The sequence below is a fragment of the Vibrio sp. Vb1980 genome, assembly GCF_033338615.1.
GTDB lineage: Bacteria > Pseudomonadota > Gammaproteobacteria > Enterobacterales > Vibrionaceae > Vibrio > Vibrio alginolyticus.
This window is the reverse complement of the sequence record NZ_JAWOSZ010000015.1, coordinates 75,770-90,867: the sequence shown is the minus strand read 5'-3', so window position 1 is coordinate 90,867 and position 15,098 is coordinate 75,770. Positions and strand designations below refer to the sequence as shown.

Here is a 15,098-nt window from a genome sequence, read left to right as displayed (position 1 = left end):
GAATTGAGAAAGGCATATTTCTGAATGGCATTAAAAAAATTGACTCAAGTTGGTGGTAGTCCGGCTCGCAAAATTCGTGAAGAAATCGCTACGAAAGTTGATGAGCATGCTAGCAAGAAAACAAACCCGCACGGAGTCACAAAGGCACAAGTAGGCTTAGGTAACGTACCGAACTATCCGGCCACCAGCTCGGTATCGGACACGTCCAATAGCAAACTTGCGACCGCTGGTGCTGTTAAACAGGCATACGACAAAGGCGTTGAGGGTTTAAATCGCGGTAACGCTGCTTATGACCGAGCGGAGCAAGCAGAGACAAACGCGAACAAGCACACCGACGACCGTATCAGCACTTTGATTGGTGGTGCGCCAGCAGAAGCGCTAGATACAATCAAAGAGCTAGGTGATGCGTTAATGGATCAAGAAGATGCGGTAGCGGCCATTACAACCAATATCGCTCAACACAAATCCGACACATCAAACCCACACAAGGTAACAAAAGCTCAAGTTGGCTTATCCAACGTACCTAACTACGCATTCACGGCGGCGATTAACGATGCCAGTGACGTGAAATTTGCGGCGGCAGGTGCAGTTAAGAAAGCGTATGACCTTGCAGCGTCGAAGATGACTCAAGCGCAAGCCGATGGCCGCTACCTGAAACTTGCAGGTGGTACATTAACTGGCGGCCTACTCATCGATGAGGGCGCAAGTAACGTCTCACAACTTCACTTAGGCCATACAGGTAAGCGATTCCATATAGAAACGAAAACCGATGGCACCTTTGAGGTTGTGGAGAGTGACGTTTCAAGTCGATTGAAGATCCGCAAAGGTGGTGAAACAACGCTATACGGCTCACTAAGCACAACAGAGTCGGTATCTTCCAACCGTAGCGTTGAAGTGCAAGGTACTAGAGCTGGTAATACGGTTCCATCAACCGACCATGTAAAAATGGATGGTTACGGTTTGATTGGTAATCGCCAAATTATGTATCTAACTAACGGCTCAACCGACGCAAAAGCCGAGGTAAAAATTGGTGTAGGTGGTGCGCACAACTCAACGCCCGCATACCTAACCCTAAATAAGAGCAAAGTAGTCAGTAATGTGCCTATAGAAGTATCAGGTAGCAAGGTAGTTACCGAGGCATTCAACCGTACAGAGGTTGTGCGCACCTCTTTAGGTAGTGACAACTCTTGGTGCTTGGTTGCCAATGTAACGATGCCTCAATCAAGCTCTACTGCGGTTATTGAGTTCTTTGGTGGTGCTGGCTTTAACACTGACTTGCACTATCAGTCGTCACGACACCAAATGATTCTGCGAGCCAGTAACGGAAGCCCTAAAGGTCTAAATGGTCAGGTTATTACAGACCATCCTAGCGGCTTGCCATTTAGTGAGTTTGGTTGGGTGAATACTAGCGGTGATAATTACGCTATCTATGTAAAAACACGTAGTGCCTACAGTACGAACATCCTAATTCGATACATGTGTAGTCACACCATTACGCCTTACGTTAGTAACAAAGGTGCAACTCAACCAGCGGGTATTGTCAAAGGGCGAATGGTCACTAGCTATACGTCTTACAATAAAGACTTAGGTGCAATTAACTCTGTTGATGGAAAGGGTTTAGAGCTCAATTACTCTGCAAAGAAAACTTGGATTGGCTCACGCAACACATCCTACTGTCACATGGAGACTGAGGCCGCAAGCGGCTTTTATTCTTACTCCGCGTTCACCTTTGCTAAAGGGATTGATGTAATGCTCAATCAGAGCATTTCATTAGGTGGGCGAGCTGCATTTCGTAATACAGACGGCAACTGGCTTCGCATCAATGACTTAGCTAAGTTTACTTCTGGTGTCTTTTTCGGTAGCTCATTGGTTCGTACTGATGGTGAGTTTACTGCGGGCTCTTGGTCTGCCAGTGCAAGGGTGGCTCGTGTTGCGCCTAGCTTTTACGACGGTACTTGGGGTGGTAATGGAGTAGCCGCTTTCAGTGTCAACAAGCCTGACAGTACAGGTGCTCATTGGGCTTTTGCCTCTTACTACGATGGAACTAACATTCGTGCTGGTATTCAGATTCTTACAAACTCTGATGGTCGAATTAGATTCTACACTAACCGTAGAAGCAACTACGTAGAGGTATATGGCGGTAATGTGTATGCGGGTTCGCCTCAAAGCTCGGCAGCTCATTCATTAACACGTAAAGACTATGTAGACGCTAAGTTTAACAGTATTCCAACAGCGCCCGTTGGCGATATTATGGTGGGCAACGATCCATCAAACACGACATCTGGTGTGCTACAAGGTCATGTTACTTGGCATGCTCGCAACTGGGCTGGACGCACAACGGAGTCTGCATCGCTAATGACTTGGGTTAACCCAACAACAGGATTTAAGGTTGTAAAAGCTGGCACATATTACATCGAATTTACTGACTATAGACGAGTGCGTGCTACAGGTCAGGACGACACTGTTTCAGCTCGCATCCAAGTTAACAACGCGACGAAAATTACCAATAGTTGTACTGCTAGGGATAACGCATTGGCAACTCCAACCGCTAAATGGGTAGGCCACCTTAACGTAAATGACACGGTGAGGTTCATTTCTGTAGGTGGTGAAATAATAGTAGGAGGTGGCCATTTTACAATTCGCTACATCAAGCCATAACCATCAGCCAAAGGGACACAATGCTGTCCCTTTTTTCTTGCAAAAGTTTTCGCATGCGAGAACTTTAAAACACTCCTTCCCGTAAAATTTTCGCATGCGAGAACTTTAAAGAATCCCGTTCGATATAGTTTTCGCATGCGAGAACATTGGCGCATATTGATGCGAAAACGAAATTGGATATAATCCAAATCTCTCAAATATAGATTTCACCTCATTGCTTCCTCGTGGAATGTTTTGCTCGCGTTGCCGCGCGACAAAACGGTTGGATTGGCCTCTCACTCACTCGTTGGGTGAGAGGTTTTTCTTTATGTAGACCGTTGATAAATCTCTTTTTCCCCTAAACGAGCCCTATTTTATAGCCTTTAAAAAGTAAGTAACGCCCGTCTATTGAGCAATCGCCATCATTCCGAATACACTTTGCAAGACACATATAAAAGGGGGATTTAATGCCAGTATCAGTTGTTGGTGAGAGCTTTGCTATTAGCGTTCTGGCTCTATCCGTCCTCAGTGGTGTTGGGTCATATCTCCAAGGCATACGCGAGCAACGTTTGGCTGGTGGATTCCTTGACTTTTTAACCGAGCTAACGCTGGCGTTGGTGGTCGGTTTGATAGTCGCTTACTTGTGTGACAGTGAGGGTGTGGAGTCTGGTTACACCAGCGCGCTTGTCCTCATCGCGTCAAACAACGGAGCAGACTCAATTAACTTTATCCGCAAACTAGCTAGCCACACGTTAGCGAGATTCTTTAATACCGGAGGGCAAAGCAAATGATGGAATTTGCAGTGATTGGCCTAGCCATTGCTGACCGATTTTTGCTTAAACGAAACGCAGTAAAAATACTGCATGCAAACCAGATGGACGATCCCGAAGTGATTCGATTCGTTCTTGGTTATCAATCTAACCGAGCTATTACGAATGGGACATTAACCTATTCGTTGCGAAGTAAGAAACGACCAAAAGCCGTCATTACTCGCACACGTAAACTCGACTTTTCACACGCCGGAAATAACAGCGAATACCTAACGTTCGACCGCAAATTGCTTGAACGTGAAGCAGGGGAAAAGCTACACGGCGAGTGGATTCTGGACGTGAAGATTGAGCGCTCCTGTTCCCTAATCAATCCGCTATACAAAATCTTCCCTACCTGTACGACATATTCAGAGGAATTTGAAATTGCGTAACAACAGCAAGTTTGCACTAGACCAGTCGCACAACTATGTGGTGGTCGATTTTGACAACGTGACCGAACGCGGCCTTAAGAGTCTGACCACTGCGTTAAAACAAGCGGGTGCGACTGTTACAGACGTAGAAGCCTCGAACAAGAAAACGAGACGAGACGGCGAGACAGTAAAACGCGCCAAACTGTTCTTTGATAATGGCCAGTCCATGACGCTGTTTATTGGTGATGAGGGTGACATTTACCAAATGACACTGAACAACACGAAACAGCCTATCCCAAGCGTGAAGAACGAACGCGAGCTTGCGCGTGAAATGGTTCGCCTAATGGAGCGCAACCAAAGCAAGTTTGACAAGCAAGTAGCTCGCAAAGCGGCACAGGCCGTTAAAGACACCTCAGACATTCAACCAGCCACACGTTCTATTGCTAAGCGATTGGAAGAAGCCAAGGCAGCCGAGCAGGTTGCACAATCCAATTACACCAACGCCCTAGCCGCTCGGGACAGCGTTCGCACGAAATTGGAAGAAGACCAACGCCGTGTAGCCGATCTTGAAGCTGCATTAGAGCAAGAGAAGCAAGAAACCAAGGAACTTGAAGCGCAATTAGAGGCGGCCAAAGCATGATGTTTACCAGTCAAAATCAAATCAAGATTGTGGATCGCATCGACCATCTAGCTAAAACGCTAACACCGGAGCAAATCGAAGCGGTACTGCAAGGTGAAAACGCCGACCAAATCCTAGAAGCACTATCGCTTGAGGATTTGGAGAACACTTACCTATACCAGTGCAAACCAGTGCCTCAAATGATGCTAGAGGCGTTCAAATCGAAAGCGTCAAAGCTTGAGTTTCGTGCTCAGCAATTTGGTAAGCACTTGGAACGTAAAACGCCTACGCTATCGGTAGAAGCTGTAGAAGTGGGTAAACCGCGCAAATCTGGTGCGGTCGCTGTCCAAATGGTGAAAATCCCATTTTCGGATGGCCAGAGCATTTCTATTGCGTTCCATGCGCCGGATAACGATCCGCTAAAAATCAATCCAGACGACACGCTAATTGCGTTCCGCTTCCTAATGAACTCACGCGACATTACTCACGTAGTCGCGCCAAAGGGCAACATGGATTTATCCCTTAAGGAAGTGACCAACAAGCTAGCGCAATTGCTTGAAAACAACAGCGAGAAGTTTGTCGCCGCTAAGGCGAAGAAAGACGCTGACAAGAAAGCATTGGAAGAAGCGCAACAAAAGGCACAAGAGCTCGATGAGCAAGCCGCTCAGCTAGGCGAAGAAACAACAGACTTGGAACAGAAACTTGATGAGCTGGCCAAGAAAGAGAAACGCCTAAAAACTCAGATTGCTACGCAAAACGAAATCCAAGAAGAACTACGCAAACAGCTTGCTGCTATCAAGCCAGCAGCAAATACAGCAGCGACCAATGTGGACGCTGGTGGCAGTCCGTCTCAAGTGATCGAGCAATGGGACGCTTCATGGACTAAGCAAGAGAAACGCGACTTCATCATTGAACGCGCTTTCAATGGCGATCTCGATGCCTTTGTTAAGCAGCTAAGCCAAGAGTTTAAAGACTCATTAGAGTTTGCAGGTGCAGCAAATCAAAACGTTCCTAGCACGTATTCAGAGTCGTACATCAATGATGCGATTTATGAGCTCGATAAAGGCGCTATGACGGTATCAGAGCTTGCCGAGGCTAAAGAATACATCCGTGATTCAATTGAAAACGATTTTCCTCAGTTGTCAGACGAAGAACGCGAGCGAAAAGCGAATATCGAGCGCAAAGAATGGCTATTGGCTCTTATTGGCCGCAAGACCATTGCTAAGGGCTGGAAGATGGATAAAGGCGAAGATAGCGAGCCGTTTGTCTACTTCGAATCGCCTGACGCGAACGACGATGATAGCTTTGGCCAGTACATGATCCACGCGCGCGATAACCAAACCTTGGCTGTCACTTACGGCGAGGGTTCACCGCTTGCTGGTGGCGACGATCTACAAGGTTGGGAAGCGGCTAAATCGCTTATTCTGGCTGACTACGACCGTGAATCTAAGTTGCTTCAAGATACCGATGACAGCAACGAAGAACCGCAACCAATTGAGAACGACGAGCCAAACGCGAACGACCAAGACAAAGACGAAACCACAGCTAACCTATTCTGGTATGGCCTACGTCTACGCCCTTATGGCTTGGGTACAACGCCGCCACAACATCAAGTGGTTAAGTACCTCGATCCAGAATCGGCTCAAGAGCAATTCGCTGACGCTGGTAATGGCATTCGCCACGGCGCGATCGCTTATGACCAAAAACTGCCACCAGAGCTAGTAAGCAACTTTGACCTAGAGCCGCTATTTGGCATGGTTGAGGGCGACCTAGAGGAAGCGGAGCGCATCGCAGCCGAAGCGCTAGACCAATGGGTTGAGGACAAAGGCGTTGATGAAATTCCTCAGTCTACGCTCGATACCCTAAAACAAGTGGGCTTCAAAGCAGCGTTCGCTAAGCAGCTACGCCAGCAGCCGGAAATGAAGAACCGCAAGGAAAATCCAAAAGCGTACAAGCTATGGAGCGCATCGATTGACCTTGTGACACCGGAAATGATTCAAGAGATTGCCGAAGACCTAATGCTGGTTCAAAGCGATGCTGAATTACAGCGCCAAGCAGAACACACGCAAGGCCGCATGCGCTTCCAAGAAACTGCCCTATCCAAACTTAAGGATATGCAGTCAGTGAGCCCAAGCGATCGCAAACGTCTTGTTATGCTGGCTGACCTAACGCTAGGTACTGGTAAAACGCTAAAACGTGGCGAGAAAGTGGATGACCAAGCTAAGCGCATTTCAGAACAAGCGCACCTAGTGGAATCACTACAAGGTGAAACCCTAGCGTCATTGGAAGCGCAATTTAAGAACCGCAAAGAGATCACTGATTTCCTAACGGCTCATCGCATCCCATTTAACCGCCGTGCGAAACGTGCTGACCTACTGCAAGCTATCTTGAACTACCGTGACGGATTCTTTAGTGCAACGGCGAAAATGTTCGACCTACGCGCGCTACGTGGCGACCTATACGAGAAGTTTGAGAACGGCGAAGCGTTGGCACTGGATGACGTAGAAAAAGCGTTTAGCGCGACTACGGTTTACCATGAGGGTGACGTAGCTTACACCAAGGCAAAAGGTGAAACCGTCATTCCAGCAATGGCAGACCAAGGCGAGGACTACCAAAAAGTTGAGCGCTTCATTAAGGCGATCGATGACGGTAGTTACCCTGACCTATCCGAACTAAGTTCAGATGAGCTCTTTGCTCAGCACTACGCAATGGCGAGTGTTACCAACCAAGACATCCTGGCAATTCATGGTTTTAGATTCTTGGATAACGATGAGCAGATCGACAATGAACAGATGGCGCGCGCTATCCATAACTCAGTCATGCCATTGTGGTACACAAAAGCTATCGAAGCGGAATACGAAAGCCGTGGCTTCCCTAGCCTTGCTGCATTGCCTGACTTGAACCATAAAGGCCAATTCAAGGCGACACGCGAGAAGCGCTACGCACCAGTAGGCACTACTGGCCAAGCTGACTTTAGCGTTATCGATACGTACACAGGCAAGGTGCTAGAAACTGGCCTAGAGGGCGCAGCAGCGCAGCAAAAAGCGACTCAACTAAACGACCAAGCAGTGAAAGAAAGCACTATTGCAATCTTTAACATGCTTAAGGACGGCAAAACGCTTGAGCAAATTGCAGAGACGGAATACAGCGCACCACTTGAGCCTGTCAGTCCGGCTATGTTCACCACAATCAACGGCTTTGAATCATTGTATTCAACGCTGGCCATTAACGGCTCGGGTTCGCTTCACTCGCGCCCAACACTACGCGATAACGCCGACAAGCTACTGGCTAAGGTGGACGCTGACGGCAAGATTAACGATATTGCGCTAACCGAAGAACAAGAGAACCAAATGGAAAATACATTTGGCTACAGTTTCTTCTCTGCGAAGTCGAACAAGGGTAAAGAGCTACGCTTTATCGCTAACACCAATTCTCGCAGCTACCTAACGGTTGACGGTGCTAACAAACTGCTTGAGCTATTGGGTGCTAAGAACGCCGTAGAATCTGACACAGCAGATGAAGTGAGCAAGGGTGCATCCGAGGAAGAAAAACAACTTCTCGCACTAGACCCAACTCAATATTCATTTGGCTCAATCTATGAGAGCGAGGGCATTCGAGATACGGGTGAAATCGCTAAGCGAATCCGCGCCTTTATCGCTCAGCTTAAGAAAGCTGGCAAGATCAGTAATGACGTTAAAATCTCAGTACGCAAGCCTCGCTACGGCACACTAGACCTAACGCTGACTGACTTGCCAAGAAACGTCATGCTCTACAATCCAGCTTATCTACAGTTCGAGATTGATAACCCTAACTCGCCAGCGCCACACGGTATGAGCCGTTATACCGAAGCAGTAGATCAGCTGATCGAGTTCGTTAACGCTTATGTAGGCCAATACGACTACAACAACAGCGACACGATGACCGATTACCACGATCGCAATTTCTTTGGTGGCCGCCTAACCGTGGACTTTGATTTTGGTAAAGAGCGCAAAGTGGTAGAGCTCGCGTCTCTAACTGAAATGCACCAGCAAGGCGAACAGGCAAAGGATGACGTATTAGACGTTACCTCATTCCGTGAAAGCCTAGATGAAGAAGAAGCGAAAGCGCTTGAGCAGCTAGAAGCCTTTACCAACCTAGAGCTAAAACTTGGTAAGCAGGAAGTGACTTTCCCAACAGGCCGAGTGAAGTCGATTAATGCGAAAGATGAGGACGGACTCACTTACAGCCTAGACGTTCTATTCGACATTCTAGCGACCGACTTAAGCGAAAAAGCGAAAGCTCAACTTGAGACGATTAAGGACTGGCAATCTGCGGATACCTACTACAACGAAAAAGGCGCATTGGTACAACCAAGTGTTGCGGCAGACATCCAATCAGTAAATGGCTCAGTGCCAGCGAACGTGTACGCTCCGCTAATCGCCCGTTCATGGTTAAATGAAAGCCACGCTGACATTTATCCGATCGCTAAAGATGGCGAGTACAAGTTCGCGTTATACCAAGGCAACGACTTGATCGGTGAATTTGACGATACAGCGGAAATGGAAGCGCTATTAGTGAAAGCGTTCAATCTAAGTAGTGAGGCGCCTCAATCTGAAACAGAGGGCAATAACGAAGAAATGGAACATGTAGAGAAACTAAAGGAAATCCGAGATTTCACTGGTGAACCTACGCCGGAATTGGTTGATGAGTTCCAAACCGCACTAGAACAGGCTTACGCCCACTTCGAAGCTAACGACCAAATAGCAGAGAACGAAGCGTTGATGGATGCCGCTCTAAGCAACATCACCAGCATGATCCAAGCGCAAATCTAATCACAACCAAGGCCGCCACATCGGCGGCCTAAACCGGAGAGAATCAAGTGTTAAGCTTAAGAGAAAAAATGATGCTCAACCGCGATGCTGCGGGTTTGTTGAAAGAGCTTAAGAGTGGCCAGCTATCGATTGGTGAACGCATCAAAAAGAACCGTGAGCTGGTGGAAATTCTTAATAGACTGACAGGCGCTAACCAAAAGGTTGAGCAGGAACCGGTATCAAGTTCGGATGAGCCAATATCGGTAGAAGAATTTTCCAAGTTAGGCCGCTCCGATAAGATTGAAAAGCTCAATGAAGTGCTACTTCTGCCTAACTGGTACGAATACGAAATGGCGTTTTTCCCTAACTACCAAATGGTTGAAAAGGGCGATAACTACGTTGTGTACAAGGATGGCGAAAACTTCCAGTTTGGCTACAAAGGGCATATTGCGCGAGGTTTGGACTACTGGAAAAACGATGCGGGCTCAGCCAAGAAAAATGGTGGGTTTGGTAGCTGGTCGCGCGCTGACCGTAGCAAGGCTATCAAGACCATCACTAAGCACATTGAGCAGAATGAGCGCGACAATGGCGAACGTCCAGTTGAACAAAGCGAACTGGTTGCGAGATTCCTTGCGGGGGAGTTTAATACAGCCAAGCCATCGTTGTTTGTTGATGTAATGCGAGACGTTCACTCAGAGGGCTTGGAGCTAGATAGCATCAAGCAAAAAGCGATTGAATGGTTCGAGCACAATCCTGACAAACTGGCCGCTTAAGTTTTCGCATGCGAGAACTTTAAAGAATCTCGTTCGATATAATTTTCGCATGCGAAAACTTTTCAGAGAACTTGAGAAAAAACGATGAATGTTTTCACTAAAATCCGAGCAGACTATTACTACAAGCAATCTTTAAACCTTGCACTAGCAGCCAGCGAACGTCATAACTACGCCAAGGCGCTTTTCGCATTGCTTAAGAGCCTTTAATCCTTTTCCCTGTCCCAAAAGTTTTCGCATGCGAAAACTCGCCACTCCAACCGGAGCGGTCAAATTGAACCAACTCACATCAATTAGCGCCGAAATCAAAGAGGCGAAAAACATCAATGACCTAGCCGAGATTGTTCAACTGTACGCAACAGACAATCCAAAACCCAAGCTAGGTCGCACCAGCTACGTTGTGACAGCAAAAGGCGACGAAGTGGAAACAGGCTTTAAAGTCGTGGAAGCCAGCGACCTTATTCCATCGAACGACTTAGACGGTCGAATCAATCCGAACTTCCCGCAAGAACTGCAACCGCGCGACCGTACTCGCGTATCCTCAAAATTGCAGATCTCAAAGATGGCCAACGATTTGCGTCCACAACAATTAACCGATTCTGGACTATCTAGCCACGGCGCACCGGTTGTCGGTGCAGATAATGTGGTGGAGTCGGGGAACGGTCGAACCATCGCTATCATCAAGGCGTATCGAGAGGGTAAGGCTGATAAGTACCGCCAGTTCCTAATCGACAATGCGGAGCGCTTCGACCTATCACCGGAGAAAGTTGAGAGCATGCGCGAGCCAGTGTTGGTTCGAGAACGTGTTACCCAAGTTAACCGTGCTAAGTTTGCCCGAGATTCCAACCTCTCTGACTTGCAACAAATGAGCGCAGCCGAGACAGCTTGGGTTGACGCAGAGCGCATCGATGACCGCATGATTGCCCTTTTCCAACCGAGCGAAACAGGCAACCTTTTGGCCAAGTCTAACCAAGGATTTATAAACGGTTTCTTAACTGAAATTGGGGATAACTCAACCGCCGGACTACTTACCGAAGATGGCCGACCAACCAAGCAACTGATTGAGCGCATGCAAAATGCCGTGTTTGCCAAGGCGTACAAAAACGAGAAGTTGGTGAAGCTGGTAGCCGAGGAAGCCGATCCCGAAATTCGCAACATTTTGAGCGCGCTAAACGGCGCAGCAAGCGCGTTTGTTGAGATGCAATACCTTAGCGGAGAGGTGCATAAAAACACGTCTGGAACGCTGGCAGAAGCCGTGGAAATTAACGCCTCACAACCTGACCTCGCTAAGTCAGCACTTGACTCACTGGTGCAAGCAACCGAGCTAGTAAGACAGGCCAAAGATTCCGGTCAGCACATCGATGAGCTATTAGCTCAGTCCGGTTTGTTTGGCGACAACGATCCCGAGGCCGATGCGCTGGCGAGATTCATTGCTGCTAACAACCGAAGCGCAAAACGCATGACACTGGCATTCAAGGCAATGGCCGAGGCAATCAATAGTGAGCTGCTTCACCAAGGCCAAGCGCTCGGGGATATGTTTGGCGGCGGCGGTGCATCGCTTATTGATATTCTTGGGCGTGTAAATCAAGAGCTAGAAAACGAGGGGGTACAAACAGGCTTTATGTTCGAGTCTAGTGTGCAACTGGACGAACTTGCAAACGCTTCGAGGCATGCTATAAAATAGTTCTTGGCATATATTGCCTATACAACCTTTATAGACACAAAAACGCCAGATTTAATTGTCAAATCTGGCGTTTTTGCATTTGGGAGTAGGGGATGTTTACTATCAGGCATCGTTATCACTACGGGCTAATCGACATAAACGAAGACGGCGTTGCCGATGGCCATTCAGTCGCAGGGAATGAGATCCCCGCTTTAAGGAAAGATGGCGAGTATATCTACAGACCATTTAAAGGGGCGCTAGATAATATCTATCTACTGCATCTCCAAAAGGTAAAGCTGGTGAATATCGTCGCTTATTGCGATGACGAACTAGGGCTATTTGGCTGGCAAGACGTGCCGCTCGATCACTATGTGGTTGGTGTCTACCGTGACGGCGGGTATTACGTCCTAACGAAAAACGGGCAGCTAATTAGCCACCCGCTTTAAAAGTTTTCGCATGCGAGAACTTTACACACGATACCCAACTAATTGAGCTTCACCAACTGGCACTTGCTCAAGTTCGCCATCATCAAACAGTACCGTTAGCTTGTCGCTATGCTTACCAGATGCGAACACCAAACCATGACGGTCATTAACCATCACACAAATGCTGGTAGGCTTTTGGTTTGCCGTAGGCTTTTTGCTTACTGGTGTCTTATCGGTCTTTTCTGCTTTCTCTGGTTTGCTAGGTTGAGGTGCAACTTCCACCTTGCTATCTAGCTCGCCAGTGCGCAGTTTTACACAATCTTGGCGTGTTAGCTTCTCGCCGCTTTCCAGTGCTTCACGAACGCGATCAGAGTTATCGATGGTTGCTTTGCGTAGTTCGTTGATGGACTCCACATCACCAATAATCCCTTTTTGGAATGCTTCCAAAACAAAGTCAGGGGCTTTAAGTACATTTAGGTATTTCGAAATGTAGCCGTCTGATTTGCCAAGGCGCTTAGCCAAGCCACGGTTATCCAGATTGTGCTTTTTCTTAGCTTGGTCAAACGCCTTACCTAATTCGATTGGCGTTAAATCTTCACGCTGGATGTTTTCAATGAGCTGGCCAAAAATATCGCCCTTTTCACGGACAATACATTCAACGTGAGTCAGCTTGTCGCTCAACATAGCGGCGCGCCAACGACGTTCACCCTCTTGGATTTTGTATCCCTTGCCATCGAACGGGTAAACAACGACAGGTTGAATTTGGCCGTTTTCTTCTAGGCTTTCGCACAATTCAAGTAGTGACTCATCGTTAAATTCTTCACGTACTTGCTCAACTGAATACAAAGAGTCTTTAGGGATAGCCAGCACTTTCGCTGCATCGCGGATTTCTACCGCTGATTCATCCAAGAGATTATCTAGGTCGCTAAGCTTGATTCGATCTCTTAAGCTTTTGGTCATGCTGTCACCTCTACCATGCGCTTGCAAAGTTCCTCACAAACCGCTGTAAAGCCGAATTTCTCAGCCGCTTTAGGGTTGGTTTCAATCAGTGCTTTGCCTTGGTTTAGAGCTTCACTTACGCGCGTTGTTTTAATCAGTTTGTTTTCAAAAACTAGGTTGCCGTACTCTTTACGAAGTTCCGCTTCCTGTTCGCGCTGGTCGTTTGTAATGTTGGCTTCGATAAGGTTTAGGACAATGCCTAATACTTCCAAGTCAGGGTTCATTCGACGGATTTGGCGCGAGGTCTTAACCAGCTCATTAACGCCTTTGATCGACATTTTTTGCGCTTGGCTAATGATAAGTAGCTTACTGGCCACAAGTAGCGCTGCATGCTGTAGCGCGTTCGCCGCTGGTGGACAGTCGATAAAGATATAGTCGTAGTCGTCTTTGATAAGGTCGATAGACTCAGCCACGTTTAAGATTTGTGATTGAGTAATGTTACCCATGCGCTTATCGCCGCCAATAACGTGTACGTTTTCGCTGACTTCGAAAGGTTTAGCCTTTACTGGATTTTCAAAAAGGTTGTAAGCGTTGTGTAGGCAGCTCGCAGATGTGTACTCTGGATTCTCGACCATTTCCGGTGCGATTGAGCCGCCTAAGTTGTTTTGTGGGTCAAAGTCCAGGAATAGACATTTGTTGCCTTGGTTAGCGATGCTAATGCCAAAGTTGTAAGTACAAGTTGTTTTACCAACGCCGCCTTTTTGGTTGGCAATCGCCATGATAATGCTCATTAATTAATTTCCTTTGCTGGTGGAATTTGTTTGCTGTTTTGGTTTGCTCAGTGCTACCTCAAGATCCTCGATATAGCACTGAACTACGTAATCAGTTGTACCGCCGCCGTGCATTGCTTTGTAAATAGCAGTGTGGCAAGGGCTTACACCCTTAACGCCATCAATGAGCTGCTTGGCTTTTCTGGTACTTCCTGCCTTTTGGACTAATTGATTTAATCTTTCGCATCGTTCCTTGGATGCCATATCAATGCCTCTCGATTGTTGTCACTGGCAACAGACACACACTATACGTTGCCAGTAGCAACAGCACAAGAAAAAAAAGTAACAAACAGAACCGATTGCACAAGTTTTCGCATGCGAGAACATTAGATAAATTGTGAGATTGATTCCATGTGTTTTCGCATGCGAAAACTTTTTGACAATTCTATTACTTAACTAGGTTACAAAGAGCAGCGTCAACAGGCATAAGAAGGGAAAAGCACCTAGTTGCATAATTCATTGTTTTTAATAAAAAATATTGAAAACCTGTTGTATATGAAAATTATTTCATATACATTAAATTACAGATAGGCGGCAACAAAACTATTAGGGGTAGGATTGATTGCATCAAAGCTTATCTGTTCAACGTGCAATCCCCGCCATTTGTTCAGTGGCGGGGTTTATTTTTTCTATCTCAAAAGTTTTCGCATGCGAGAACTTTAAAACATCCCATTCCGTATAGTTTTCGCATGCGAGAACTTCTTACCAAATTCCATGCAAAAAAATACCCGCCAAAAATGACGGGCATATGAGAAAAAGTTTTCGCATGCGAAAACTTAACGCATCGATTTGCTGTTAACACTCCACGCTTCGAGATTTACGTCCTCGATAGAATATTCAAATTCTTCATCATCGACGTAGTAGGTATGTAGGTTCGCTTGCCAGTAGCCTTTATCAACTTGCTCTTGCTGGTACGCCCACGCAGCACACAACAAAATCGCAGGGTCTTCGAAATTGAAGTGTTGCTCTGTGATCACTTCTGAATCGCTGCCAAGGTCATAACCATGCTTGGCCATGAGCGATTTAACCGCCCACCAATAAGCGCCATAGTGACGGTACATGAGCGGATTGGCTTTAAGTGTTTTGTAAATGCCATCTACTTGAGCTTGGATAAATGCTTCTTTGCTTTGCGCTGTTTCTAGCGCCTCATCGAGTAAGGGCTGTAGATCTTCAACGGTAGGCAATTTCACTTGGGTAATCATTGTTGTCTCCAAAAAGTTTTCGCATGCGAGAACTTTTCGCATG

At 46.9% G+C, this 15,098-nt stretch carries 12 protein-coding genes; 8 read left to right on the top strand and 4 right to left on the bottom strand.

The genetic code is table 11. The annotated features are described in order from the left end of the window. The first annotated feature begins 24 nt into the window (after positions 1 to 24). From R7F64_RS19295 to R7F64_RS19260, 8 genes are all read left to right on the top strand, one after another. The gene (locus tag R7F64_RS19295) at positions 25 to 2,658 is read left to right on the top strand and encodes a hypothetical protein (RefSeq protein WP_169628944.1); all 2,634 of its coding nucleotides are present in this window, start codon (positions 25 to 27) and stop codon (positions 2,656 to 2,658) included. A gap of 446 nt (positions 2,659 to 3,104) precedes the next feature. Further along, on the top strand, positions 3,105 to 3,428 hold the full coding sequence (locus R7F64_RS19290) for a hypothetical protein (protein WP_140051868.1): 324 nt from the start codon (positions 3,105 to 3,107) through the stop codon (positions 3,426 to 3,428). Further along, positions 3,425 to 3,838: a hypothetical protein gene (locus R7F64_RS19285; protein WP_069497785.1), complete on the top strand. Its 414-nt coding sequence runs from the start codon at positions 3,425 to 3,427 to the stop codon at positions 3,836 to 3,838. The genes R7F64_RS19290 and R7F64_RS19285 overlap by 4 nt, the downstream gene beginning before the upstream one ends. Further along, entirely contained in the window at positions 3,831 to 4,457 is a 627-nt protein-coding gene (locus R7F64_RS19280) for a hypothetical protein (protein WP_213967943.1), read from the top strand. Before R7F64_RS19285 ends, R7F64_RS19280 begins: the two co-directional genes overlap by 8 nt. Continuing rightward, complete coding sequence (locus R7F64_RS19275) at positions 4,454 to 9,247, top strand: hypothetical protein (RefSeq protein ID WP_318072003.1); 4,794 nt, start codon at positions 4,454 to 4,456, stop codon at positions 9,245 to 9,247. Before R7F64_RS19280 ends, R7F64_RS19275 begins: the two co-directional genes overlap by 4 nt. 68 nt (positions 9,248 to 9,315) lie before the next feature. Beyond that, positions 9,316 to 9,999: a hypothetical protein gene (locus R7F64_RS19270; protein WP_140203108.1), complete on the top strand. Its 684-nt coding sequence runs from the start codon at positions 9,316 to 9,318 to the stop codon at positions 9,997 to 9,999. A 235-nt stretch (positions 10,000 to 10,234) separates the two neighbouring features. Next, positions 10,235 to 11,680, top strand: coding sequence for a hypothetical protein (locus tag R7F64_RS19265; protein WP_140203109.1), 1,446 nt, complete (start codon positions 10,235 to 10,237; stop codon positions 11,678 to 11,680). Between the two features lie 92 nt (positions 11,681 to 11,772). Then, positions 11,773 to 12,105, top strand: a complete 333-nt coding sequence (locus tag R7F64_RS19260; protein WP_140203110.1) for a hypothetical protein — start codon at positions 11,773 to 11,775, stop codon at positions 12,103 to 12,105. 21 nt (positions 12,106 to 12,126) lie between these two features. Here R7F64_RS19260 and R7F64_RS19255 read toward each other — a convergent pair whose 3' ends face one another. The 4 genes from R7F64_RS19255 to R7F64_RS19240 all read right to left on the bottom strand — a co-directional run bounded on the left by R7F64_RS19255 (position 12,127) and on the right by R7F64_RS19240 (position 15,055). Continuing rightward, on the bottom strand, positions 12,127 to 13,044 hold the full coding sequence (locus tag R7F64_RS19255; RefSeq protein WP_140203111.1) for a ParB/RepB/Spo0J family partition protein: 918 nt from the start codon (positions 13,042 to 13,044) through the stop codon (positions 12,127 to 12,129). Continuing rightward, a complete protein-coding gene (locus R7F64_RS19250; RefSeq protein WP_140203112.1) occupies positions 13,041 to 13,814 on the bottom strand; it encodes a ParA family protein in 774 nt (257 codons plus the stop codon). The genes R7F64_RS19255 and R7F64_RS19250 overlap by 4 nt, the downstream gene beginning before the upstream one ends. A 3-nt stretch (positions 13,815 to 13,817) precedes the next feature. Continuing rightward, entirely contained in the window at positions 13,818 to 14,057 is a 240-nt protein-coding gene (locus R7F64_RS19245; protein ID WP_017634062.1) for a hypothetical protein, read from the bottom strand. 572 nt (positions 14,058 to 14,629) lie between these two features. Continuing rightward, positions 14,630 to 15,055 (bottom strand): hypothetical protein, encoded by a 426-nt coding sequence (locus R7F64_RS19240; protein ID WP_054579116.1) that lies wholly within the window; start codon positions 15,053 to 15,055, stop codon positions 14,630 to 14,632. Between the last annotated feature and the right edge of the window lie 43 nt (positions 15,056 to 15,098).